Annotated in this window: 23 protein-coding genes; 9 read left to right on the plus strand and 14 right to left on the minus strand. The window is 57.6% G+C overall.

Annotated features, from left to right (window positions below; genetic code table 11):
* Window positions 1-306 precede the first annotated feature (306 nt).
* Complete coding sequence (locus ACN9MB_RS13470; RefSeq protein WP_426269235.1) at window positions 307-1,266, minus strand: hypothetical protein; 960 nt, start codon at window positions 1,264-1,266, stop codon at window positions 307-309.
* Window positions 1,267-1,361: 95 nt separating this feature from the next.
* Window positions 1,362-2,033 carry a hypothetical protein gene (locus ACN9MB_RS13475; RefSeq protein ID WP_426269236.1) on the minus strand — a complete coding sequence of 224 codons (672 nt, stop codon included), beginning with the start codon at window positions 2,031-2,033 and terminating at the stop codon, window positions 1,362-1,364.
* 613 nt (window positions 2,034-2,646) lie between these two features.
* Here ACN9MB_RS13475 and ACN9MB_RS13480 point away from each other — a divergent pair.
* From ACN9MB_RS13480 to ACN9MB_RS13490, 3 genes are all read left to right on the plus strand, one after another.
* Window positions 2,647-3,156 (plus strand): hypothetical protein, encoded by a 510-nt coding sequence (locus tag ACN9MB_RS13480; protein ID WP_426269237.1) that lies wholly within the window; start codon window positions 2,647-2,649, stop codon window positions 3,154-3,156.
* Window positions 3,153-4,640 (plus strand): IS21 family transposase, encoded by a 1,488-nt coding sequence (istA, locus tag ACN9MB_RS13485; protein WP_426269238.1) that lies wholly within the window; start codon window positions 3,153-3,155, stop codon window positions 4,638-4,640. The genes ACN9MB_RS13480 and istA overlap by 4 nt, the downstream gene beginning before the upstream one ends.
* 73 nt (window positions 4,641-4,713) lie before the next feature.
* Window positions 4,714-5,511: an ATP-binding protein gene (locus tag ACN9MB_RS13490; protein WP_426269239.1), complete on the plus strand. Its 798-nt coding sequence runs from the start codon at window positions 4,714-4,716 to the stop codon at window positions 5,509-5,511.
* A gap of 53 nt (window positions 5,512-5,564) precedes the next feature.
* Here the strand turns inward: ACN9MB_RS13490 and ACN9MB_RS13495 are convergent, their stop codons facing one another.
* From ACN9MB_RS13495 to ACN9MB_RS13505, 3 genes are all read right to left on the minus strand, one after another.
* Window positions 5,565-6,260 carry a hypothetical protein gene (locus tag ACN9MB_RS13495; RefSeq protein ID WP_426269240.1) on the minus strand — a complete coding sequence of 232 codons (696 nt, stop codon included), beginning with the start codon at window positions 6,258-6,260 and terminating at the stop codon, window positions 5,565-5,567.
* Window positions 6,261-6,708: 448 nt separating this feature from the next.
* Complete coding sequence (locus ACN9MB_RS13500) at window positions 6,709-7,623, minus strand: hypothetical protein (RefSeq protein ID WP_426269241.1); 915 nt, start codon at window positions 7,621-7,623, stop codon at window positions 6,709-6,711.
* Window positions 7,624-7,639: 16 nt separating this feature from the next.
* Window positions 7,640-7,951, minus strand: a complete 312-nt coding sequence (locus ACN9MB_RS13505; protein ID WP_426269242.1) for a hypothetical protein — start codon at window positions 7,949-7,951, stop codon at window positions 7,640-7,642.
* Window positions 7,952-8,193: 242 nt separating this feature from the next.
* Between ACN9MB_RS13505 and ACN9MB_RS13510 the strand changes: the two genes are divergently transcribed.
* From ACN9MB_RS13510 to ACN9MB_RS13520, 3 genes are all read left to right on the plus strand, one after another.
* Entirely contained in the window at window positions 8,194-8,814 is a 621-nt protein-coding gene (locus ACN9MB_RS13510) for a helix-turn-helix domain-containing protein (protein ID WP_426269243.1), read from the plus strand.
* A gap of 94 nt (window positions 8,815-8,908) precedes the next feature.
* A complete protein-coding gene (locus ACN9MB_RS13515) occupies window positions 8,909-10,228 on the plus strand; it encodes an SIR2 family protein (protein WP_426269244.1) in 1,320 nt (439 codons plus the stop codon).
* Entirely contained in the window at window positions 10,225-12,330 is a 2,106-nt protein-coding gene (locus tag ACN9MB_RS13520) for an ATP-binding protein (RefSeq protein WP_426269245.1), read from the plus strand. Before ACN9MB_RS13515 ends, ACN9MB_RS13520 begins: the two co-directional genes overlap by 4 nt.
* Before the next feature lie 72 nt (window positions 12,331-12,402).
* Here ACN9MB_RS13520 and ACN9MB_RS13525 read toward each other — a convergent pair whose 3' ends face one another.
* Both ACN9MB_RS13525 and ACN9MB_RS13530 read right to left on the minus strand, forming a co-directional pair.
* The gene (locus ACN9MB_RS13525; RefSeq protein WP_426269246.1) at window positions 12,403-12,825 is read right to left on the minus strand and encodes a hypothetical protein; all 423 of its coding nucleotides are present in this window, start codon (window positions 12,823-12,825) and stop codon (window positions 12,403-12,405) included.
* An 83-nt stretch (window positions 12,826-12,908) separates the two neighbouring features.
* A complete protein-coding gene (locus ACN9MB_RS13530) occupies window positions 12,909-13,724 on the minus strand; it encodes a hypothetical protein (RefSeq protein WP_426269247.1) in 816 nt (271 codons plus the stop codon).
* A gap of 231 nt (window positions 13,725-13,955) precedes the next feature.
* Between ACN9MB_RS13530 and ACN9MB_RS13535 the strand changes: the two genes are divergently transcribed.
* Complete coding sequence (locus ACN9MB_RS13535; protein WP_426269248.1) at window positions 13,956-14,279, plus strand: hypothetical protein; 324 nt, start codon at window positions 13,956-13,958, stop codon at window positions 14,277-14,279.
* 12 nt (window positions 14,280-14,291) lie between these two features.
* Here the strand turns inward: ACN9MB_RS13535 and ACN9MB_RS13540 are convergent, their stop codons facing one another.
* The 4 genes from ACN9MB_RS13540 to ACN9MB_RS13555 form a co-directional block, all read right to left on the minus strand.
* Window positions 14,292-14,633 carry a DUF4113 domain-containing protein gene (locus tag ACN9MB_RS13540; RefSeq protein WP_426269249.1) on the minus strand — a complete coding sequence of 114 codons (342 nt, stop codon included), beginning with the start codon at window positions 14,631-14,633 and terminating at the stop codon, window positions 14,292-14,294.
* A complete protein-coding gene (locus ACN9MB_RS13545; RefSeq protein ID WP_426269250.1) occupies window positions 14,633-15,838 on the minus strand; it encodes a DUF2235 domain-containing protein in 1,206 nt (401 codons plus the stop codon). Before ACN9MB_RS13545 ends, ACN9MB_RS13540 begins: the two co-directional genes overlap by 1 nt.
* Window positions 15,839-16,013: 175 nt before the next feature.
* On the minus strand, window positions 16,014-16,643 hold the full coding sequence (locus tag ACN9MB_RS13550; RefSeq protein ID WP_426269251.1) for a hypothetical protein: 630 nt from the start codon (window positions 16,641-16,643) through the stop codon (window positions 16,014-16,016).
* A 516-nt stretch (window positions 16,644-17,159) separates the two neighbouring features.
* Complete coding sequence (locus ACN9MB_RS13555) at window positions 17,160-17,480, minus strand: helix-turn-helix domain-containing protein (RefSeq protein WP_311842237.1); 321 nt, start codon at window positions 17,478-17,480, stop codon at window positions 17,160-17,162.
* Window positions 17,481-17,906: 426 nt separating this feature from the next.
* Here ACN9MB_RS13555 and ACN9MB_RS13560 point away from each other — a divergent pair, with 426 nt between their 5' ends.
* Together ACN9MB_RS13560 and ACN9MB_RS13565 are read left to right on the plus strand one after the other, a co-directional pair.
* Window positions 17,907-18,470, plus strand: coding sequence for a hypothetical protein (locus tag ACN9MB_RS13560; protein WP_426269252.1), 564 nt, complete (start codon window positions 17,907-17,909; stop codon window positions 18,468-18,470).
* Window positions 18,467-19,363, plus strand: a complete 897-nt coding sequence (locus tag ACN9MB_RS13565; protein WP_426269253.1) for a hypothetical protein — start codon at window positions 18,467-18,469, stop codon at window positions 19,361-19,363. Before ACN9MB_RS13560 ends, ACN9MB_RS13565 begins: the two co-directional genes overlap by 4 nt.
* Before the next feature lie 109 nt (window positions 19,364-19,472).
* Here the strand turns inward: ACN9MB_RS13565 and ACN9MB_RS13570 are convergent, their stop codons facing one another.
* From ACN9MB_RS13570 to ACN9MB_RS13580, 3 genes are all read right to left on the minus strand, one after another.
* On the minus strand, window positions 19,473-19,904 hold the full coding sequence (locus ACN9MB_RS13570; protein ID WP_426269254.1) for a hypothetical protein: 432 nt from the start codon (window positions 19,902-19,904) through the stop codon (window positions 19,473-19,475).
* 52 nt (window positions 19,905-19,956) lie between these two features.
* Window positions 19,957-20,991, minus strand: coding sequence for an exodeoxyribonuclease VII large subunit (locus ACN9MB_RS13575; protein ID WP_426269255.1), 1,035 nt, complete (start codon window positions 20,989-20,991; stop codon window positions 19,957-19,959).
* 109 nt (window positions 20,992-21,100) lie between these two features.
* Window positions 21,101-21,688, minus strand: a complete 588-nt coding sequence (locus ACN9MB_RS13580) for a hypothetical protein (RefSeq protein WP_426269256.1) — start codon at window positions 21,686-21,688, stop codon at window positions 21,101-21,103.
* Window positions 21,689-21,783: the final 95 nt, after the last annotated feature.

Raw genomic sequence — 21,783 nt, forward strand, 5'->3', positions numbered from 1 at the left:
CGCCGTTGGTTGCTTTCCTGGCATGAATCCCTACTCACCCGACTACGCGATGTTCACGCCAAAATTTGATGAGTGCTTTGGCGACACGTCACGATTCAGCAAGATTCCCCGAGCATCCCTCGGAAAAACGCTGATTCTTATCAGCGACGATCTGGTCTTCAGGATGTGTGCCTGCTTGGTCCCGATGGGACATGGCATGCAAGAGGCCACGTTTTCCCCCATCTATATCTGTAAACCCGATCATGGCGAGCAGCCCACCGAACAGTGTTCTACCGTCACAAGCCTCTTGAACGCGCTGGTTCACTTCTATGTTTTTGTTGGCAGGCTGCCACCACTTGTAACTGTGTCTACTTGACTCGGAAGGATTTCGTTAGTTCCACTAAAATACTTCGCCTTTATGCGCTTGAAGATTTTTTGAACGATCTCATGCTGCTCCTTGTTGCTCTGACCAACCGAGGTCTTTGCCACTAATCCGTCATAGAAGATGCCATCTTTCAGATAGAAGGCGACTTGTATCCACAAGCGCCTGACCTCCCCTTTCGCGGTCCTTCTGACGCGCGACTTCATCTTCCCAAATCGCCCTACCTCATGCCCCTTGGCGCATAAGTAGAACAGCACCCAATGATGGTTTAGGCTCAGCTCAACCAACCTTCGCCAAGTCTCCTCTTCCGGGGGATGAAAGTTAATGACTTCAATGATCACATTGGGATTGTTGGGGCCTGGAAAAGCACGATTTGCGTCAAACCCAACCAAATCGGGCTGAATGTATTTGATCCTTTCGAACCATCGATGGGTCCATGGTTCTCTTCGCCACACGAAATCTGGCTCTGCTTGGCATGCCCACAACCGCACCGGTTTCGGAACAAATTTGAACCCTTCCTCTTTGAGGCGGACCCTTACTTTTTCCTTTGGATGATTCGTGGCGATGACGAAGTTTGACTTGTAGTGACTAAGTGCGGCGCAGAGGCGTTGAACCACGTCGTTGTGGGTTATATCTCTTTCTGTCGCCTCCGAGTCAATCGCCTCGACTTGAACTGCTTTTCCCACTGGGCTGAAATGGGGCTGGACCCAGGCCAGTCCATCCGTTGTCTGCCTGTGGTATCCGGGCACCGCTCTTACTTTTTGATAGTAGGAAGTCGTGAGTCGACCCGCTTTGCTCGCCGCAATGATGTGGGCATACCTCGGCGACGTGGGATCCAACTCCTCTGCACGATACTCAATGTCGCCATCGTAGGCCTCTGGTATCTGAATCTCATCCGCAGACATGTGCATTCAGTCCTTGATTGGTCCTAGCAGAGTGTCGCGCGCACGATTAGCGAGGACAAGGACTCTGGAAACCCAAGACCATCGCACAACCATTTCTATGGAGATCCTTTGATACGCCCCCGATAAGCATACTCGATCAGATCCCTGACGATCTCCAACAGGCCACCCCATGGCCATCCTTCCAGGGGAGCTCCGTGCGCCAGGCCATTGCGGATGGCCGCTAACGTCATGGGCTCCGGTGGCGGGAAAATGGAGGGATCCTTGACGGACGCCTTCATCGCGGCACTGCGCACCTGACGACTGGCATCGGTCTCATACAGCGCACTGACCACCTTTTCCTCTTTTCGCTGCCGGTAACGAAGGGCAAAGGGAAAGACGTCATCAGTCAGGCCGTCGTGCTCGATCATGTAGTTCATGAGCTCCGCCAACATCGGCTCCTTCCGATCGTTGCCATTCTTGCGGACCTTCATAGCTACCCGCCCATAGCAATCGCAAAGGGCGCCCTCCAGTGCGGACAAGGCGACCAGCTCAGCTGCCTTGATGAAGTCGTATTCCAGCCAGGCATAGGCGTAGAGCTTCTGCGCACGTAGATACTTTGTCGCCGTTGGTAGCGGCACAGCGGCGTGGAGATCACATTGGCTAAGGAAAGCCAGCCAAGTTTCTGCCTTCTCGAAGCACTGGATTTGATTGGGAACACCCGGCACTGGCCAAGGGACAATCAAATGTCCCTGGGATGGCCAATATGACACATCGATATCCATGCCCATCGCAGCCCAATTCCAATGCCAAAGTTAAAGGACAGTAATTCTGCGAACCGTGCCAAGAATGAGGGTGAATTCGGGATTGTTTCGCGCCAAAAATTCCGCTTTCGCTCGATTCCTAGACCGCTGCGACCCCTTAAAAACAGCCATTCGGCGCATCGACGCGATACACCATTTCAAAGCTTGACGAGCCCAAATATTTTGCTACCTGTGTTGGGAGCCGCCGTGATCTCAATCGCTCCGAGCGCGCGCATCTTTTCCCATCCCGCCCCACAGGAGACCAACATGAAGCACATGTCTGCTTTGCCTGAGGCATAAATAGAAAGGCCGTGAGCTAGGAACTCACGGCCTCTCGAAACGCCAGTCGTTACACAACCCGGCTGGCTTGTTATGACTCGGGTCCCCCCACCTGTCAAGCCCGGCCCCCCGCACAGGGGAGCCGGCACGGGTCGGCGCGCCTTCTCCTCTCAGCGCTCCTGCCCTGCCCGCTACCGCCGCGTGATCCAGGCCCCCTCACTCCGTGCCGCGCCGCGTGCACGGGTCACTCTCCCTTTGTCTTTAGCTGCCCACACCCACGCCCGCGCAGGACGCGTCGGCGCGCCCCATCCATGGAGTCAACATGACAGTCCGGAAATCTGCATACACACACAGGCGCCAACACGCCCTAAAGCTGATCTTCAACGCGTCGCCTTCTGATTGCGCCGCGCCCTACCGCGACGACGAGATTGCAGGCACCGCAGGCATCTCATTGATCACGGTGCGTCGCCTTCGCCGGATCATGATCGAAAAGCAGCTGATCTGGCCGGACGTGGCCCATTTCGGTGATGCCGAGTGGACTGCTGTGCTCAACAAACCCTCGCATCCGGAGCCATGCAAGCGACGCCCGGATTGGGCCGCGGTCCATGCGCAAGTGGCCCACTCGCGCACGACGATCCAACAGCTGTGGAAAACGTATCGAGGCCTCGACCCGGGCGATGCCCTGTCCTACAAGCGCTTCGCCGCGCTCTATCTGCGTCATCGGAAGATGCTTCTCCGTCTCGGCACACAATCGCATCACCCATCAAGCGAGTCCCCCACCCTTTCCACCACCGGCAGGATGCCGACCACCACGACAAGGAAGTCGCCATGAAGAAACACAAGGCCAAAGCGAAGCCCAGCGGGGCCCTGCGTGCCACGTTGCATCTGATCACACAGACACGATTTACCGATCGAGACATCGCACAGATGGAAACGGTCAAGCTGGGAAAATCATCAATTTCCCGATACCGGCATCTGCTTCACGAAAAACAACTGAGCTGGTCGGACCTCGAAGACCTGAGCGACCAAGAGCTCCATGCGTTGCTCAAAAAGACGACGCATACCCCCAGACGCACACGGCAACCGGACTGGGAATGGGTGCATCAGGAGCTCAACCGCAAGCCCAAGCCGAACACCAAGTTTTGGATTTGGCGTCAGTATCGAAAGGAAGATGCCAGCACGGCCATGAGCTATTCGCATTTCACGGTCAGCTTGAACGCCCACTTCGGAAAGGATCCGGACGCCGTGATGCGCAAGGTCCACCTCCCTGGGCATGTGGTCGAGGTCGATTACTCCGGCGACAGCTATCCTTATGTTGACCCAGCCACTGGACAAAAGATCACGCCCGCTCTGTTTGTCGGCGTGCTGCCAGCGACTTCCTACGCATTCGCCTTCTGCACACCTGGACAAACGGGGACCGATTGGATTGCCGCGCACGTGCGGATGTTTGAGCATTTTGGCGGACTGCCGTTTGCGGTCCGTCCCGATAACGCATCCGGAATCATGGCGCGGCCGCGTCGGCCGGGAGAGGACGGAAAAGCGAGGGAACTCTTTGAAGACTTCCTCCGCGCCTATGATTTGGCGCTGGATCCGGCCCGTGTCCGCAAACCACGAGATAAGGGCGCCGTGGAAGGCACCGTCGGGTATGTGCAGAACTATGTCCTGGCCAACCTGCGAGACCGGGTCTTCCATTCCCTGGACGAGCTCAATGCCGCCCTCGCCATCGAGGTGGCTGCGCTCAACAACGAGATCATGCAGCACTACAAGCGCAGCCGGCAGCAACGCTTTTTGGAAGACGAGAAGACTGCTTTGCGCCCGTTGCCTGCTCAGCGCTACGCGTTTGTCGAATATGTAGAGCTCCCGCCGGTGCCGCCCAACTACTGCGTGCCCATCCGCGGCCATTTCTATTCCGTGCCCCATCAACTGATTGGGAAGCGGTTGTGCGCACGCCTCACGGACCATCGCATTGAAATCCTGCATGAGCGCACAGTTGTGGCGCGGCACACCATCAATCGAAAGGTGGGTGGCGCAACGATCCTGGATGAGCACAGGCCTCCGGCGCACCTGGCCGAGTCTCGGCGCAATCCAGATGGTCTGATGGCCTGGGCCAAGGAAGAAGGCGGCGCCATCTTGGCCTTCTTCCAACACCATTACGGCAAGTGGCAGCCCTACATCGCCATGAGCAAATGCCAGGGGTTGCAGAACCTGGTTCGCAAACACGGCGCGGCGCGGGTGCATCGCGCCTGCCAGACAGCCTTGGACGCCCACACTTACACGGTCACCGACGTCACCCGCCTTCTGAGCGAGGAGTTGTAACACGCTCAGTTCTCCCCCCCTGCGGCCGTGTGATGCATGAAGCACACCGGTCGCAGTTCTCTTCTCCCTTCCCATGGAACACCGCACCGTCAAACGCCTGCGCCAGGTCAAGCTGTCCCCCTTGGCCCAATGGTATGAACCGTGGCGCCGAGATCCAGCCAACTTGGAAAAATCTCACGACGCGTTCGTCGAAGAATTCTGTGCCGTGCTGGAACAAAGCACCGAACAAGGGCGCATTCGGCGGCTGCTGGCGCGGGCTCGCTTACCCCAATCAGTGTGCAAAGAAGGCGTGGAGGTGGGGCGCGGCATCAGTGCCGCTCAGCTGGCCAACCTGTGCACGGGGAGTTGGCTGGAAGGCGGCCACAACATCGTGCTGTGTGGACCGGAGGGTTCGGGCAAATCGTTCTTGGCGGGAGCTCTGGCGCGGGAGGTTGTGCGCCACACCCCGCGGGTGACCTGGCTGGACCTCCGCCGGTTGCCCCTGGAACAGTGGGACATCGCGCACCCAAAGATCCAGCGGCTGATCCGCCGTTACCGCACCGCCGCGCTGCTGGTGCTCGACGGGTTTGCCGACAGCTACATTCCCGAGGGCGCGGCGTTGGTGCTGAAAGATGTGCTGGACGCCCGTGCCCAGCGCAATCTATCGACCCTTTTCACTTCCAGTCGGCCGATTGAAAACTGGGACAAGGCATTCAAAGATATCGACGTGGCCAACGCCATCTTCGAACGTATCTTCCACAGGGCTAAAGTTTTCGACCTGGGCGAGCGCCACCAGAAGCTCTCCCCCCAGCCAACCGACGCCGTCGCTGGACTCGGATACAGGCTGCTAGGACGAATGCCCTCAACCAATCTTCGGTCACTTGACGGGTAGAGAGGGGCGACTACAAGAACGGCAACCGAACTACATTTACGCCCGACAATGGATCAGCTGACCGGTTCCGCCGGCGTCTGTGATGCGCGCGACGGCATCTCAGACGCGATGAAAGTTTGCGACACGCGCGAATCATCACCCGGGAAGCACATGGCGTGTGGTGGAAAAAGACGATTTATCGCATTGAAGACCCCTGAAACAGATAGGCCAATCTCACGAGCGATCTTGCGAAAAGACATCCCTTCCAAGCGCAACCCCTCAATCTCTGTATCCCGCCAATCATCTATGGGGCGTCCCGCTGCCACTTGCCGGGGGGCACATGACACCACATGCCATGTTTCCACCAGCATCTGAATGTCTTCGTCAGTCGGATCATTCCAGTCGGCCAGCGCTTGGTTCATCTTGAACGCACGAAACACCATGGTCTCGGCAGCCCGCACTACGGCGTCCGCCGTAGAAAACGATCGAAATGCCGCCCCCAAAGCGTCCAGTTGCTGTTCGAAGTGCTCTATCTCAAGACAGGGAAAGTCCCCACGCGAACGCACCTCCGTGATCACGCATGCGGCTTGGTAGTCGATCTCGAGATCTTGGGGCTGATCGCGGCGCACCAGCAGCAAGGGCCATGGCGCGTGGACGTCTTCAAAGGCGATGCGAACAGCATTCGCATATGCCTTGCATCGCGCCCGACGGCCACTTCCATTGTTAGCAAAGACATCTCGGGGACGGTCATTGGACTGGTGCGATTTCATGGGGAACTCCATGGCTTGATTTCAAGCTAACCAAGACCGCCAACCTGTCAACCTAAGACGGTGTGCCATACCGCGAAGCGAAACTTACGACGCTCATCCGCCGTGGCAAAGCCCTGCCCAGCGGCGAAACTGAGCTATTCAGAACAAGGCGGAAAGAGGCAGAGAGGGAATGTCAGACAACCCACCTTCAAGGCCGAATAAAAAGGCCTGCCCCATGCCAATCGAACGGATGTCCCAAAAGCGCAAAATTACTCAGCTGCTTAGTCCGGTGAATTTGGGACAATGTTTGGCTCGCCGCGAGGCACTGAGCTGATCCAGATTGGGACAAAGGTTGACCAAGGTCACCCATCTCCGTCAGACACTACTCCGCATCGCGGCTGTCGAGACTTAGAAGCTTGCTTGGAGATGAGAGGAAAGCGCCACAGCAGCGTCAACGCGAACGACCTTTTCAATCCTCAGCGTATCTGGGTGCGACTAGGTGGACGACGCCCAACCGCCGCATCAGCTCACGGCTCTCGGGATCGGGCACGGTCGTCGTTACCAATACAGCTTCCGCTTGTGGGATCAGCGCCTGCGCTGTCTGTTCCGCGCGCATCACGGCTCGGTATTTCACGACCTGAAAGACACCGCGCTGGAACTCATTGATCGGGGCGTGACTGGGCTTCACTTCCACGGCCAGACGCCTGGCCTTTGTGCCGAAGTGGACATCCAGCCTGTCGCCCGATGAGAGCCTATACTCCGTTTCACCTAGCCCAAACTGGCCATAGTCTTTGACAAAGGATGGATGGCTTCGCACCCATTCTTTCAAGCGACGGTGCTCTGGGGTCTCTTCTCCGCCCCCTTGGCTGGGCTTGGGCAGCTGTAACGGCTTGTCAGGACCCAGGCGGCCAAAAGCTGGCTTCAGGATCGGAGCACCGAATGCTTCTGCAACGGCGACCCAGCGTTCGCCGAAGTCGAACACAATGTCCCGGGCCACCCGGTGGTGTTCCTCGCGGTGCTTTTCAATGAAACGCTGACCCTTAGCGTTGAGGTAGTTTTTCAGCAACGGGTCGCCGCCGACCCCAGCACACTTCTTCTGTTGATCGATCACGATGGTATTGAGCGGTGGCAACAGCACGCCCCAAGCCCTTCCAAGTTCTTCCAGATTTTCGCCAACCAATCCCACTGGAGAACCATATTTTCCCCTGCGAAACTGGACAGGGAGCTTCCATCGTTCCTCAATCTTGGCGGCCAAGTCTCCGTAGGAAATCGGGCGACCTTCCCGAGCGCTCTGAATCATGTAGGGCAACGCAAGTGGGGCGATCTTGCGGCCAAATGGTTTCCAATCCGCATCGTCCCAGTTCGGTGTCCATGGCGTGGTCATGTCTTGGTCCTGGTGTTCAGAGCTTCTGCTCGGCCTTCGCGCACGAACCAGTCATGAGCTCCGGTTGCTCACTCGTGCCGATCAAAAACTTCCCTGTGTAGCGATTGATCGAGAACGTCGTGGCCCCGGACTGCCAGGAGAAGAGACTGTCCTCGATCTTGACTGGCAGGGGTGGGCTGGAGTCCACCGTCTTCTTCACCGTGTCGATCGCCAACGTCAGTTCCTTGGGACCTTCGGGCGACGAAAAGTGACAGGTCATCCGCACCACCGGTTCGGTGGCCACGGCAGGAAGGGCCACCAGGGCGGCCAGGCCGATCAAGGCTTTCATGGGTTTCCCCGACGTGATGTGGCCCCATTGTGCCGTGCGCACGCCTTTGGAGCGATGGGTGTTGCGCCCCCTAACTTGGTTGGCAAACGGGGGTTTTGCGAAACCAACCTGCTGCAGCGCAAAATCTACCGTCGTCAACCGCTGTCGCCCGAATGTCGGGTGACTGTCGGGTTCGTGTCGGAACGACAGGGCGTGGCGCAACGCACAATCTCCCTGTGACACCAACGCATTGGAGATCGGCAATGGGAACGAACGTATCCGGTGAGGTGGTCAAACGGCTGAGGCTAGAACGTAGCTGGACACAAGAGCATCTGGCCCACGTGGCTGGGATCAATGTTCGGACCGTTCAGCGCATCGAGAAGTCTGGCGTCTGCGATCTGGAAACCCGCGCGTCCCTAGCCTCCGTCTTTCAGGTGGAGCAGAAACAGTTGGAGGGCGAGGCCAAGATTGAGCAAACAAGGCCTTCCGATAGCTGCGACCTACTCTACTACTCTCGTGTTGTTACTGGCCGTGGCATCGTCGACATCTTTGACGGATCACACGGGTATCGATTCTCACACGAGGACATGCGCGCCGAAGAAGATGCCCAATACATTGCCGAGCTAACCGATCAAATCAACGATTACGCGGAAATCTGGGACGACATGGATCCTGGCAAGAAAGTAAAGGCCACCTACGAGTTTGGTGAGATGTTCAAAGAGATGAGCTCACGTGGCTTTTGGCTGTTTGGTCTTCGGACCCGCCGCAAGACCCAACTGCCCTCGCGCGATGGCTCTTGCACTCCCTTTGAAATGAAAATCGCCAACTTCCATTTCGCTTACAGTGACAGCGACGGCATCATCGTCCTCGACCCAATCCGGTGAGTGCGTTCGATGGTCCCAGCAACAAACATCCTTCGTCGCATGTTTCACATCCTGTAAGTGCGAGAGTGGCCCGTCAGCAAGTTTTGGGGGAACTATGGAACTGAAAGCACATGGTTACGTCGTCGGCAGCAACTCGGAATGGTTCGATGAACTTCCGGCAGACGGCGAAGAGCTGGATAACCTCATCAAGAGAGCTCGCCGCCATATCGAACCGTGGTTGTCTGCCGTCTTCCAGGCTGAACATTTAAACCTGCTTATTGGCAGCGGGTTCTCTGTGGCCCTAGCAGAGTTGGCCAATGTGGCCGGAACCGGCATGGGCTTTGAAGACCTGGGCACGAAGTTCGACGAAAAGATCCGCTCGCATGCAGCGAGGGCGGCGGCTTCCATGGGACGTGGCAATCCAAATATCGAGGATCAAATCCGCTCCACGCTTGTGCTCATAGAGGCCTTGGATCTGGTCGGCAAGGAAGAAAATAAGGCCAAGGTAAAGGGTGCTCTCGATACCCGGATCAAGGCTTTTCTGAGGGCCGTCCTGGACACAGAAGAAGGCATTGCCAATGCTGAGGACAACCATTGGAAAAACACCGTTTCGGTTCTTCAATCCTTCCTACTTAGCTTCGCCAGCCGCTCGTCGTCCAGGGAGCGACTCCACGTATTTACCACGAACTACGACCGCCTCGTTGAGTATGGTTGTGACCTGGCTGGTCTACGAACCATCGATCGGTTTGTGGGGGCACTGGAACCCGTGTTTCGCTCGTCTCGCCTGGATGTGGATTACCACTACAACCCTCCAGGGATTCGTGGTGAACCTCGTTTCATGGAAGGCGTGCTCAGGCTGAGCAAACTGCATGGGTCCTTGGACTGGCACCAAGATCAGCGCACCCGACGCATTGTCAGACGTGGCATTCCATTCGGCGCCGGCGTCGATCACCCGGCGGTCCCAGACAACCCTGTGGACACGGTGATGATCTACCCCAACGCTTCCAAGGACGTTGAAACTTCCGCCTACCCATATGCCGAACTGTTCCGTGATTTCGCAGCCGCGTTGTGCCGGCCCAATGCGGCGTTGGTGGTGTATGGCTACGGCTTCGGCGACGACCACATCAACCGCATCCTAGCCGACATGCTCGCTTTACCGTCCACTCATCTGGTGATTTTTGCTTATTCGTTGGATGACCGGCTGAAACGCTTTCTGGCCCAGGTGGCGCGCCCGGCCCAGATCTCTCTTTTGATCGGTCGCCACTTTTCCACCCTTCGCCAGATCGTTGAACACTACTTGCCGAAACCTGCCATTGACCAAGTCACGGCACGCGTCGCCGAGCTGTTGAAGAACCGCGCACCCATCAGGCAGGACGACGCTATCGCCGCCGCAGACGAAGCAGCCAAAGCAATCCATAATGGAGACGCCAAATGACCAGTCCCATGGAGCAACTGGCTGGGCTGGTGATCGGAACGGTAGAGGCTGTCGCTCCCAGTGAAGTGCACGTCATCCTAGAAACCACTGCACCACAAAGCACAGCGTTCAACACGGGAACTCCGGTGTCGTTCCCAAGATTGAACGGTTATGTTCTGGTCCCCAACGAGGCAGGCGCAACGGTTGGCTTCGTTGCGTGGATCGGAATCGAACGAGCTGCCACCATTCGGAGCCGCGGTCAAACCGAGCTCGGGTTGGTCGACCTTCCCTTCCCTCAGCGCCGCATGGTCATCAACCCCATCGGCACGTTGATCAGCCAGAAGGCCCTCACCACGGGAAATACCGAACTCCTACTCGAACGCGGCGTCATCGCCTTTCCTTCGGTCGGCGATCAGGTGCTCATTCCGACCCCCATGCAAGTCGCTGCGATCGTGGGTGCACACGATCAAAACCGACGCGTGCGCATCGGCACGTCACCAATGGCGGCCGACGCTGCCATCATGGTCGATCCAGACAAAATCTTCGGTCGCCACCTCGCTGTGCTTGGTAATACAGGCAGTGGCAAGTCCTGCTCCGTGGCCGGCCTGATACGGTGGTCGCTCGAAGCGGCAGGCACTACCCGCGAAGGGGAAGGTCAGGCGGGGCCGCCGAACGCCCGATTTATCGTCCTGGACCCGAATGGTGAATACACCAAGGCATTTCAGGACATCGCGGGAGTTCGGGTTTTTCGCCCCGGTGATGCGGACAATCCACTTCAGATCCCAGCGTGGCTCTGGAATAGCCATGAATGGTCTGCAGTCTCTCAGGCTCAACCAGGCACACAACGGCCGCTGCTCAACCAAGCGCTCAGAAACCTGCGCGCAGGCCGAGCCGCACGGGAAGCAGCAGAAATCACTGCGGCCAGACAACTTCATCTTTACAGCACGAAGATCAATGTTTTTCTTGCCGACGGGAGCGGCAAGTCATACTCGGACTTTCCCGGCAACAAAAATGCAGGCGACACGCTGACAGCAATGGTGGACACCATGCGAGATTTGGCAGCGAATGTGGTGCCTGCGGGCGGTGCTCAGGATGCGATCGCAGCCATTGCGGACGCAGCAGAGGAGCTCGCCAACCAACACAGAAATCAGAACAAGCAAAACCCGCACAGTCCATATTACCGGGACTTTTCTGTCGCTGACTTCCGCCCTTTCGTGCAACTTTTCGAGACGGCAACAGGCCACTTCCCGCCCCCGGCCGAAGACACTGAGGGAGGCGAGGACTCCCCGATCCCATTTGACGTCGGCCAGTTCGCCAACTACATCGAGGACATGGCCGCCGGTGGCACGTCCAACGCGAACATCACCAACTTCATTTCCTATCTGACCCTGCGTATTCGAAGCATGGTTTCCACTCCTGCGCTTCGACCAGTGATCCTTCCAGAGGGAGAGGTCACGCTGACAGGCTGGTTGGAGAATCACATTGGCACCAGCAGGGCAGCCAATGGCTCTATTGCGGTGATCGACTTGTCGATGGTGCCGTCCGAAGCCACCCACATCTTGATCGCCGTATTCGCGCGCTTGGTTTTCGAGGCCAGCCAGCGATATCGCAAACAGCGTGAGCATGGGGAACCACTGCCGACCGTTCTAGTTTTGGAAGAAGCTCACACCTTCATTAAACGAGGGAGGGACGACGACGATGGCTTGCCATCCCCTTCCCGCCTCTGTCGAGAAGCGTTCGAGCGGATTGCCCGAGAAGGTCGAAAGTTTGGCGTGGGCATGATCCTTTCATCCCAACGCCCCTACGAGCTTTCCCCTACCGTTCTTGCCCAGTGCAACACCTTCCTGCTTCACCGCATCGTCAATGACAGTGACCAGGATCTCGTGCGTCGGCTGGTGCCGGACAACGTTGGTGGAATGCTTCGGGACTTGCCAAGCCTTCCCTCTCGACAAGCCATCCTCCTTGGCTGGGCGACGCCACTGCCAGTCCTTGTCGAGATGACCGAGCTTGATAAGAGCCAACGCCCGCAATCCGCCGACCCCGATTTCTGGGATGTTTGGACCGGGAAAAACGAGCGCGATATTGATTGGAATCTCATAGCGGAAAACTGGGCAGGCATCTGATCCCTTATCTCTTTTAGAGGTCAGTTCGTATCTGGTTCGCCTCGCTGCCTGCTGCTGCATGTGCATTTGGCACTATAGGACCAATCCTTGAACCGGAACTTCTCTGGACTCAGCAGCCGGCGGCCCAAAAAGTTCTTCCACCCGCGCGACTGATATCAAATGTTCTCTTCTTAAGCGGGAGCACGAGGGTGACGCCTGTTGAACATCATCCGGTGTCATCAGCCAAATCGAACTAGAATCCAAAAGAACGCCATCTTCGATCACAAGCTTCACTACCGCGAGAACGTGGTAAAGCCGATTGGCTGGCTTTTCGTAGGTCTTCTTCTCCGTCGTCTTCACCGAAATCGAACGAAACGTGTGGCCATTCACTGCGATAAAATCATTGCCCGAGTCCTTAAGTGGCGGAGCCGCTTGAACGCCATACTCAAACAGGCGCAGCTGCACCAACAGTTCACCGATGGTTCCGATGCGGGTGGTGTCAAAGATGGGATTCACTATGTTCCCTCAAATGATGACAGTTGTTTGCGTCTGGGCTTCTAGCCCGCTGACACTGTGTTTATAGGGGCTATTCGTTCACCTCAGACCTTGTCCCAGGTCTTTCGGCTACGGATATAGGCATCGTCATTGGCAAGTGGCCCAAGGATATCGCTGAAGCAGGGAATGTCGTTTGGCATCACCTCTCTGGCCAACACTTCAAGCCCGTCAAGAAGATCTATCCAATACCGAATGATCTGCAGCACGAGAAGTTGGCGATACGGCGCAATAGCCTCGTGCTTAAGCGTGCGACGCACGCCATCTTCATACGAAGTGACGGGCGTGCCGTCTTCGGCCGTATGCAATACGGATGCAAGCTCGTCCATGAATGCGGACTTCCCTGCCTTCTCTTCGATCATTGATTTTCTCTTTGGACTGACTCTGTCCTGATACAACTTTGCATCCACCTTGCTTGCCCAGGCGGCGATGGGGTCCTTGCTCGTAGTCCGACCGCTCAGAAGATCGATGTTGGCGTAGCGATCACCTCTGGCGAATGACGAAAGCACGTCCAGAATCGATAGATGATCTGGGTCAGATAGGTCCTGCAATGAACGAAAGCGCAAGCCCCTAGCGGTCTTGATCACCTGCGATCGCGCGTAAAGCTTCATAAGGTCGTGGCTTAAATCCTTCATTTCTTTGTCGACTGGGAACGAGCCACTATGGTTGATAGCGTGATCGAGTATCACGCAAAGCTTTCCAAGTCGTTCCAAGCCGACCGACAGGCCAGTGAAAGCCTGAAAATACACGCCATGAAGAGCATAGTTCGCCCTGTAAATGTGGGTCGCGCCTGCACCAAGCATCTGTTTGGTCAACGTGGCTTCACGGTTAAGCGCACGGAATGTGGGAGATAACGGCGTCATGCGAGCATTCTTCCTTTCTGTCGAAAACAATGGCTGGCAGGCAACTGGCTAGTTTGAGCCGGGTAGTGGGTAGAAGCGTGTGGCGATATCTCCCGCACGTAACTCCACCATAACGTCGTGAACGAACTTTTTCTTTGAAAACAAACGAACGATAGGCAACCCCTGTTAGGGTTGGGGGCGCCTAGTGGCAACGCCGGGCACCCTTCTCGAAAGCACAATCCAGGGCGTTCAATGATGCTGACAAGAGAAGCACTCCCCAGTTACATCGGACTCTTTCTTCTGTGTGTGACGGCCGCCGCTGAAAGCGCCATCACTCATTCACCGCAAAGCTTTGGCGCCTTCGACCATTGGGTGCCGGAGTTTGCAAGCCTGCTGATTGCCGTGGCGGTCTGGATTTCTTTTCGCCGTGGCCCTTCACTGCATCGAAGCCTGCCGGACGTCTACCAAAACCTCAAATCCGGTCGTCAGCAACCCAGCACCGTCTTGCCGAAAATCAACTTCATGTTGGGCCTGGCGCTGATGTGCGTGGTGTGGAAGCACCTGTTTTTGGGTTGACGTCGGCGCCCCTTAGGACACGATCCGCAACTCGTCCCGCTGCGTGGTGTAACGCGGTGACAGCATGCCTCGCTGCATGGACCAGTCGCGCTCTCCCTTCACGCCTGCAGATCCGATGCCGATGCTGCCTCGACCCGATTTGCCAGCGCACCACGTCTTACGATGCGGCCAGCATCGGGCATTACGACAACAATGATCCCCAGAACTATTTTCCCAAGCTGGGTTGTCAGGCAAGCAAGGAGCAAGGCCTCCGCTGCATCCAGGCTTCGTGTCGGCATGCAAAACTACTGCGACCGAAAATCCGTTCCCGCCAGGACCAGAGATGGGTTGGGCTTGAGGAATCCCCCCGAACATCAATCTGGCACTTGAACGGCGGGATCATCCGCGCGCACCGACCCCGTAATGCCATCGAGTTGCACGTTGTTTCGAGCCGCCCATTGGGCCAAGTTTTTGGGCCGATACGTGGCGTTCTTCTGCCAGCGCTCAAAGACCGATGCGTCAATGGTTTCGTTGACGACGTTGTGGGCGATGTCGTTGGGTCCAGAGGACACGGTTCCGATGGGACGGTAGTAAGGGATGCCTGCGTGAAAGAGCTTGTAGACCCCCCCGGCCATCTCCGCGAATGAATCATTGATGGGCGCGTGGTGAAGGTCGCCATCGATGGTCACCGTGCCATCGAAACGCAAGTCGCGGTGGATGGCTTTCGCCATCAGCCATTGCAAGGGGCGTTGGGCGAGCAAGTCGTCGTTGTAGCCGCCACCCACATTGGCATGCGCGCCGACGAACCACCGTTGCTCCACGTTGTCCGTTGTGGGGAACGCAAACGCACCGGTCGCGGACGGGTCGTTCCTCAGATGCGACCAGGTGAACAGCGTCGGCGCGAAAGCCTTGCGATGTTCGTCCACCGCCATGGCGTGATAGGCCGAGTCATCGTTGATCCAGAGGTCGGTTTGCAGAAAGCGGTATTGCTTGCGGCTCACGACCGGAATATCGCCAAACGGAAGACCGAGCGCGCCGACCGTGTCCCATACGCCCAAGAACCAGAGCGGGATGGCTTGGGAATACGTCACCAACCACCGCTCCTCGTTGGTCAGCGTCGTGTCGCCCTCGGCGGCCGCCCGTCGCAGCTCGCGGATGGAGCGTGTAGCTTTCAAGAGGCGATAGCGCGCGTAGAGCTGATCAATGGAAAGCGGCGCCCCCGGCCTGAGCAAGCCGAGCTTGGAGATGAGGCCGGCCAACGACCGTGCGGTGTAGGCACCTCGACTGAATCCGAAGAGGTAGATGCGATCGCCGGGCCGGTAATGCTCGACGAGCCATTCGTAGGCGTCGGTGACTTCTTTGTCCAAGCCCCAGCCAAACGCGCCGCCCATGAACTGTTGCCCAAACAGGGTGCCCACGCCTTGGCTGTAGTAGGCGATTTGGTTGCCGCCCTTGACGCAAAGCGACTTGGCGCGCCACACGTTGGTGTTGTTGTTGACAGTGTTCCAGGTGCCGTCCAGGAAAAGCGCAAGGTTCTTGGACGCAATGGGAGTCGCTTCGGTCAGGGTCGCTTCGGTCACGCTGAGCCTCCTTGCACGCGGTTGTTGACGGTCACCAGGATTGTGTCACGCCCCCTTTCAAAGCCAACGGGGGGATTTTCGGCCGATCATGTCGCCAAGGGGATGCGCAAGGGCAAGAGAAAGGTCCGCACCCACCGGCTGGGCCGCCCGATGCCAGTATCCGGAGACGACCGCCCTAATAGATTTCAGCATCGAGGGTGATCGATTTGATGGCTACGGGGTCATTGAGAAATCCACCTGCTCCCTTGACGCGAAATCGAATGTCAACGTTCGCCCGTCTGACGCTTATACCTTCGACTTGCTGCACCGCGCTCAAAGACGGATCGAAGAAATCGACGTCAATTTTTGGTTGCACTCGCATGGGCACACTGGGCACAACTCGATAGGTGCCCCGATCATTTTTGGATGTTGGGGGAAACAAGATCATCCCTCTTGATCCAGAAACTCGTTGCTTGTGCTCAATGAACGCTTGGTCTTCACGGATCGCTTGGTTTGCGAAGACGCCCGGTTTGGGGGTGATGATTGTGAAGCATGGCAGCAGCGCGCCCGAAAGGCTGTTTGGGTGTTGCGCTGGCACCACTTGCAAGGCGAAGTAGTTGTTGAAGATCAGCCCGATAGCCGGCGACTCGAAAGCGGTGTCGTGGGGGGCAACTCGGAACTCGTAGCCCGCGGACTGATTGGGGTCTGCATCGATGACGAGATCCCTTTCCCCGAGCTGCCCTTCATGTGGATCGAGACCGCCAACGGAAGGGATCAGGTATTGAGCAAAAGGGTTGGTAGCCGTCAGGCGCGTCAGCGGCTCCATGTAAGCAATGTCTTCCCGACGATGCTCCAAGTGCACTCGGCCCGTGGTGTGATAGGAGAGTTTTCTGGTCCTTGGCTTTCCTACTCTGTCGTCCATGGGAACAGGTGATGGGTCGGAAGCGTCAGATCTGAAAGATCGCTCAACAGTTCCCGTGCGCACGAAGAGGAGATACAAGGACCCATCACCCTCCAAGGACCATTTGGCGAGGCAACGAAGCTGATCCTCTACCCTAAGCAATATCCACCCTTCGAGCGTTTGCGACATGTTGGTGTCCTACGGTGTTGAACGGCTGAACTAGGCCGCCAAGGGAGATATGTTTGCAAGGGACCCGTTGGGCAGCCCGTGGATGCAGCTCTCGGCCGAAAGCGGATTCGCCACAGCGGAACCATCATGGCGTCGTCGGTGCACGAAGGACAGCCAAAGCCCGCGCGAGCACTGGGTCATGATGTTGCCGAAGGTCGTTCACGGTCGGCGTCACCTCAATCTCCGGCGCAATGCCACTTCCCGAGGTAGCGCCTACTTCTTTGGCGCGCGCGGTTTCGGAACCCGAACGGCACTGGGCAGATGCTTGGGCAATGAGTCCAGAGTGGCCTCGACCTGATGCGCGTAAGCCGCCAACGTGATGCCGCAGGCGTGTGTCCATTCGTAGAGTTGAAGGATGTCAGCCCTTCGACGCCCCAACTCGACATCAGCCACGAAGGTTTGGGTTCGGCCCAGCTTGGCGGCTAGTTCACGCTGCGAGAGTTTTGCGGCCAGACGCGCGGATTTGAGCAATGCCCAGGCCACGGCGTATTCGCCGCGGTCGACGCTCTTCGTTTTCAGTGTCCGCGTTGCCATGCCCCTACCGTAGCGGGCGACTCTCGTGACCTATTTTTCAGTTCATACCCATCGAAAAGCTTAGGCCATTCACGGATAAATCGCGTGATTTATGGAGATTTTTGGTCTACATCGCCTCTGGCCATTATCTCACTTGAACCGTTTTTCGGTTCAGCTCAGGATCGATGATCAAAACTTCGCCCCAAGGCCATGGTTTGGGCCGCCCCGCCGCGCGCTGCCGGCTGGGTTAGAAACGGAGCAGCGCGCTCAGGGGTTCATCATGCGAAACGCACCAACCCTTGCGGCCATCGGAGCCGCGTTATTGTTGGGGGCTTGCTCCCATTCCAATCCGGGGACGGAAAAAGCCCCCGTCGAAGCCCGTGCTCTCATGGCCAACCTGCCGGCTTCTGCGCCCAAGCCGGACGCCAGCACACCGACCAGGCCTACGTGCCAATCGAAAGCGCGGTGCAAGTGCTGGCCTTGAACAGCGCCCTGTCCGCCAAGCCGAAGCTCGAACTCATGGCGGGGGCAACGTCCAGCGACTACCGGGATGCACGGGACTCCTTCAAGAAGCACGACATCCTCCAAGGAATGCAGCCAAAGTTCGAGGCGGCGATCGCCGAGGCCAAGTATCATCGCTACATCACCTGGATCAACGACTATCCGCAGATCCGGCACTTCGACTTCAATGCGCACGCCTTCCCCGTTGAGACGGGATTATTCCAGTTCGGCGGCTCCGCCCAGTTCTACGAAGACCATCAACCGTATGGGCAAATCACGGTGAGCAACGGCGCGGACTTCCGCGCGTTGCACGTCACCGATGACACCACGGCGCGGACCATGGAGGCCCTCGCGGACAAGGGCCATGGGCTGCGTTTGAAGATCTATGCCTTCGCCCAAGGCACCGATGACAGCGGCACACCCACGGTGCAGGCGGCGATCACAAAGGTCCAGGTGCTCGGTGCCAGCGACCAGGTGCTCTTCGAGCAAAAGGCCGGGGGTGCACAATGATCCGCCCTGCCCTCCACCCCTTGGTGCTTGGGGTGTTGCTGCCTGGCGCCGCGCTTGCCCAACAATCTTTCATGTCACGCCTGCTGAGCAACACGGGACAAGCCGTTGCCAACCAACTGACCCACGGCACCACGACCAGCACAACGGCCCATGCCGGGTCGGATGGCCTACGCGCCAAGAGCCAAGGCAATAACCAATGGGCTTACCCGACGTATGCGCCCGACACCATCGATGGCTACACGCACCTCCGCTTCGGTTCTGCGGCGTTGGATCCTTTTGGCAATACCGTGGGCGGCCGGCAAGTCTGTGATCGAGAGTTTGTGGGCTATGCCCTGCTCCACAGATCCGAACTCTCGCCACAAGATGCTCAGCGCTGCTTGTCGCTCGAACAGGCGAATGACCCAAGTGCCACCATGGCAACGTTGCAACAACGTATGTCGACGATGGCCGGCACTAGGAAGTTTTACATCCGCGGCTCCATCCGAGTGGACACGCGTGTGGATCCTGCAGGGCAAACGCTTCCACCTGGCAAGGGCGTGGTCATTCTGGGTGGAGGACTTCCGATCATTGCCTCGCCCAATGATGTTGACTTCCGTCTGGGCGGTCCGAACTGGCTCCAACCAGGCTGGCGTCCAGGCTACATCGGAAATCAGTTTGCCTTGCTCTTCAACGCAGACCCGTCGCTGGGCTCACGCTGGCAGCAGATGGCCGACAACGCCTATGTGTTCTTTACTGTCAGCGAACCGAAGCACCCGCGCACGTCGACGTGGCAGCGCAGCCATACCATGTATGACGTGGAGGTCGAGATCGACAAGATCATCTTGACGGACAACCAGAACAAAATTGTGCTGACCCCACCCAGCCGCTCTGCACCGCAAGGGGCCACGCCGTGATGACTTGCCCCTTGTGATACGAAAAGAGCCGCCCTCGGGCGGCTCTTTTCTGGTGAAGGCACCCCACACCCGCAGCCTCTCATCCATCGGCGACCGCTTACTCGCTGTATCAGATCTCTTCCGAGACAGGAAAGGCGCGCTTGAACTCAGCCAGCTCTTCATCGAGCCACGCCAGATAGATCAGGTCTTTCGTCCGGTAGTGTGCGTTTAGTTCTTTGATTTGCTCCATGTCAGCCCAGGCAGCCACCACCGGGCCCTCGAAGCTAATTGGCACGCGCTTCGTCACCAAGTAGATGGTGATCGAATCAAGCGGGAGCTCGTTGTTCTTTTGCAGAAGATCACAGGCTTGTTCGCCAAGAACCTCCTCCATGATCCCGTCGAGGTTTCCTTTCTTCGGCACCGCAAGATTGATGGCCGAACATCCCCTGGCCACTGCTAGTTCTCCGGATTTCATGAACGCTCGTTTCAGGCCGTCGGGATCCGGCCCTGTTTTACCAGAGTAGAAATACTGCTTCGGGACAACCACGTTCTGTTCACCCATTCTTCTCTCCTTGAGTCAGTTCGAAATGGCCTTCACAAGCCGCGGCAGGACGTCAGTTCGCCTGAAACCAAAGCAGCAACACCGCCACAAGCAACGCGATCGAAGTTCCAACGAGGGCCCACACCAGCGTTTCGCGCTTGCCCAGCTTCTTCTCCAAGGCCACGTTCTGGTCCGATGCGCGTTGGTTCTCGGCCTCTTTCTTGGTCAGTTCCGTTTTTACCTCAGAGAGCTGACCGCGAAGGCGTGCGCTCTCGGCTTGCGCGGCCTTACGTGCTCCGAGCTCCTCTTCTGTGTTGCGAATTCGATGCCCGACGTCCGTTGGAGCAATGAAGCTCTCGTCGGAATGGCGATCGAGCAAATGCAAATTGTCGAAGTGCCCCAGCGCCGTGTAATACGGAAGACCCGTCTCAATCAGGGCCTTTGCCACCCTGGACGAGTTGCCAATCGTTATGAGCTTTTCACCGCCACCGCGCGCCACAACCACCGCCGCGACGTTCTTTTTAAGCAGCCGGTCAAGCGCCTGAACGAACTGAACCTCATCGCCAAAGTGTGCGGACTCACGATGGCAAGCGGCGAGGTGAGGCAGATTGGCCGCACTGCAAAGGTCACCCCAACCAGTTCCTGAAACCAGAAAGCCGATGGATTTCACGGGATGGTGCTCCATGAACTTGGCCAACGTTTGCACCGATCGCGTGCGCTTTGGGATGGCCTCTTGGGGCTCCCTGTGCAGGGACTGCCACCGGCCCTCGATGTCCCCTTGCAGCTGAACCTTGAAGTCCTTCGTGACCGTCAGCACGCCGGCAATGATGATGTCTTCGCCATCGTAGGGAGCGGCCGCCAATGGAACACGAAACGGAAGCGTCCAGTTGGCACCAACCAGACCCCCATAGCAGTAGCCAAAGCCGTTTCCTTGCCAGGTGCCGACGTCCTCAACTCGTCCGCGCACCCGCAGTGGCTGACTCACCTTCTTGAATTGAATGAGCGGCAACAGGTGATCCACCGTGAGGACCGCCTGGGGAAAAGCGGTTGGCAGCACCTGCTTACTCTTTTCCAGGGGCGGCGAACTCTTAGGGGGTGCGTCATCCATGGCGACGGCCTTTAAGCAGATTTCGAAACATCGATGTTGGGACAATCGAGGCACAGAGACCCTCGTGTCTTCATCGGCGTCGAGTGCGATGTCTTGAATCGGCCGCGCCTTAAACGAGGCCGCGCCGGTGGTGCAGCCGCTGAGCGGTCATTTTGATGCGCGCAGTCAAATCACTGATTTCCCGCTCGTGGGCGTCGACGTCAGGGAAGTTCCTCCGACGGAACAGTGCTTCGAGTTGCCTGGCCTTACCAGCCACCTCGGTTTCTGCCCCCACTCTTTGCAGCTGTTGAGCAAGCTCAATATCCCAACCAGCAAACTTCAATTTTTCACACAGGGCGAGGATCCGCTCACCCTGAGTTTCAGGCCGATCTGCCAGCCCGGATGGATCGACGGCCACGCAGGCTTGCTCGGCGATCACCCGGTCCAAACCTTCACGCAGGTCGCTGTTGATGTCTCGCCACAGCTGCTGCCGGCGTTCTGACGACATTCGGTAGTGACCATCACCGGTGTAGCAGCGGCTGATGGGAATCAGTGCACGCAGAGGTTTCGGCAACAGCCCATGAGTGCCGATGACATGCATGAGCATCTGCTGCATGTCTTCGGCTTCGCCATAGGGCTCCTGTTGCGATCGATGTTCAAGCACCCGCAAATTGTGCTCAGTGGCGTCATCGACACCTTCAAAAGATCGGTAATCCATGCAAAGTCAGTTTCGGGAGCCTGGTGCCAGTTTAATGGAAGGGGTCTCGTGGCATGAGACAGCCATGCGGCCGCTCAACTTCACATCGAAGGGCA

It is taken from the genome of Dyella kyungheensis (assembly GCF_049913195.1).
In the GTDB taxonomy this organism is placed as follows: Bacteria; Pseudomonadota; Gammaproteobacteria; order Xanthomonadales; family Rhodanobacteraceae; genus Dyella; species Dyella kyungheensis.